Here is a 2,350-nt window from a genome sequence, read left to right as displayed (position 1 = left end):
ACGATATTTGTTCAGTCGTCCGATGGCGCCCAGTGCCAGTGAGGAGAGCTTCGACCGCGATGCCCGATCGACCAGCCTTACAAGCCGGTGACGGTCTGCCCACCCATGTGCACGGTGCCGCCGACCCTCGATTTGCCTGCGCAGTGAAAACCTTCGCCACGCTCTTTCCCGGCCCACGGTATGGCGGTGGCGCGCTGTCTGTGTACGTCGATGGCGAACCCGTCGTCGACGTGTGGACCGGCTGGTCCGATCGAGAGGGGCGGGTGCCGTGGTCGGCGGACACCGGCGCGATGGTCTTCTCCGCGGGTAAGGGCGTGGCCTCGACGGTCCTGCACCGGCTGGTCGACCGCGGGTTGCTGTCCTACGACGACCCCATCGCGCGCTACTGGCCCGAATTCGGCGCCAACGGCAAGTCCGCCATCACCGTGCGCGAGATGATGCGCCACACCACGGGCCTGTCGCGGCTCGGGACCATCAGCACCGAGCAGTTGCTCGATCACCGTTACATGGAAGAGCGGCTGGCGGCGGCGCGGGTGGACCGCCTCGCCGGCCGCGCGGCGTATCACGCGTTCACCTTCGGCTGGTTGGCATCCGGATTGGCCCGCGCGATCACCGGTAAGGGCATGCGAGAGTTGTTCCGCGCCGAGGTCGCTCAACCACTCGACATCGACGGTATCCACCTGGGGCGGCCGCCGGCCGACGCGCCCACGAAGGCCGCCCAAACGATGTTCCCGCAACGCTTCTCGGGCGGCCCGGTGCTCGGGCGGCTGGTTTCGCTGATGGCCAGCCTGCCGGTTCCGGGACCGCTCGGTGCGACCTACGTCCCCGGTATCACCTCGCTGGTGCAGGGCGACATGGGGCTGCTGGACAGCGAGATTCCCGCGGTGAACGCGGTAGTGACCGCGCGGGGGCTGGCCAAGATGTACGCAGCACTCACCAACGGCGGAAGAATCGATGGGCGGCGATTCCTCTCGGAGGAATTGGTCGCGTCGCTGACCGGCACCCGCAGCTTTCGGCCCGACCTCAACGTCTTCTTCCCGATGTCGTTTCACCTGGGCTACCACGGATCACCGGTGCCGGGCCTACTGCGGGGCTTTGGGCACGCCGGCCTCGGTGGAACCATCGGTTGGGCCGACCCGATCACCAAGAGCTCATTCGCCTTCGTGCACAATCGGCTGCTGACCCCGATGGTCGCCGACCAACTCCTCTTCGTACCGCTGCTGATACCGCTGCAGCGCGCCGTGACCGCCGCACACAGTCGCGGGTGCGTAGCCGTGCCGCGATTCGGAGCACGACACTCCGGCGAGGCGCGCAGCCGAGTTCCCGGCCGCTGACGCCACAACCCGGGGTTGTATCGTCAACAGGTCTCTATCCGCCGGCACGGGAAGCAGATGGACATCTCGCGCGCAGTCCCCCATGCGGAACTCGAGGCGCTGTCCCGCAGGTATGCGGCGGCGGTCGATCGCCGAGACCGCGAGGCGCTGCTCTCGGTGTTCACGCCCGACGCTTCCATGCTCGTCGAAAGACCGGGGCGCGAACCGGGAACGCTGACCGGCCACGGCGAGATCGAACGGGTAATCGACATCGTCGCCCGGTGGCCGCGAACGGCTCACCTCATAGCCCAGGGCCTGTACGTCATCGAGGGGGGATCTGCGGTAGGCGAAATCTACTGCACCGCCAATCACTTTCGCGTTGACGAGGCGGACGGTCGCAACCACGTCATGCACATCCGCTACCTGGACGAGTATGTACTCGACGCCGAGGGGCGGTGGCGGATCGCACACCGCAGGGTTGTCGTCGATGCCACCGAAGACCGGCGCGCGTCGATCGAGGAACACAGTTGATGGCCTCGCTACAGCTGTCGATGGGGATTCCGTCGTTTTCGTCCGCGGCACCGTCGGACTGGGAACACCTCACGGAGTGGGCACAGCTGTTGGAGGGCGCTGGGTTCGACCGTCTGCTCGTGTCGGAGCACGTGGCGTTCGGTATGAACATGGACGCATACGCGAATCCACAAACGGGTGGAACGGTAGGCGGTCGCCAACCGACCGGACCCGACGGGCACTGGCTGGAACCGCTCACGACGCTGACCTATCTGGCGGCGCGGACGCGCCGGATCCGGCTGGGCACCAACATTCTGCTCGCGGCGCTGCGTCCGGCCGCGGTCCTCGCGAAAACCCTTGCAACGATGGATGTTCTGTCCGGCGGCCGCATCGATGTCGGGGTGGGTGTCGGCTGGCAGCGTGAGGAATACGACGCGGCCGGGGTGGACTTCGATCGACGCGGGGCGATCCTGGACCAGACGCTGGACGTCTGCCAGCGGTTGTGGCGGGAGAACGAGGTGAGCTAC

General features: G+C 66.9%; 3 protein-coding genes. All 3 read left to right on the top strand.

The annotated features are described in order from the left end of the window. Positions 1-59: 59 nt before the first annotated feature. Complete coding sequence (locus A9X03_RS04730) at positions 60-1,334, top strand: serine hydrolase domain-containing protein (RefSeq protein ID WP_068259891.1); 1,275 nt, start codon at positions 60-62, stop codon at positions 1,332-1,334. Between the two features lie 57 nt (positions 1,335-1,391). Beyond that, the gene (locus A9X03_RS04725) at positions 1,392-1,844 is read left to right on the top strand and encodes a nuclear transport factor 2 family protein (protein WP_067783899.1); all 453 of its coding nucleotides are present in this window, start codon (positions 1,392-1,394) and stop codon (positions 1,842-1,844) included. After that, positions 1,844-2,350 (top strand): LLM class flavin-dependent oxidoreductase (locus A9X03_RS04720; protein ID WP_156736876.1); only part of this gene is annotated, 507 nt, incomplete at its 3' end. The genes A9X03_RS04725 and A9X03_RS04720, both read left to right, overlap by 1 nt.

The organism is Mycobacterium sp. E1715 (assembly GCF_001667625.1).
Taxonomy (GTDB): Bacteria; Actinomycetota; Actinomycetes; order Mycobacteriales; family Mycobacteriaceae; genus Mycobacterium.
This window is presented reverse-complemented; position numbering and strand designations above follow the sequence as displayed.

Coding starts and splice junctions, on each gene's coding strand:
- A9X03_RS04730 (WP_068259891.1), top strand. CDS start 60: ATGCCCGATCGACCAGCCTTACAAGCCGGTGACGGTCTGCCCACCCAT.
- A9X03_RS04725 (WP_067783899.1), top strand. CDS start 1,392: ATGGACATCTCGCGCGCAGTCCCCCATGCGGAACTCGAGGCGCTGTCC.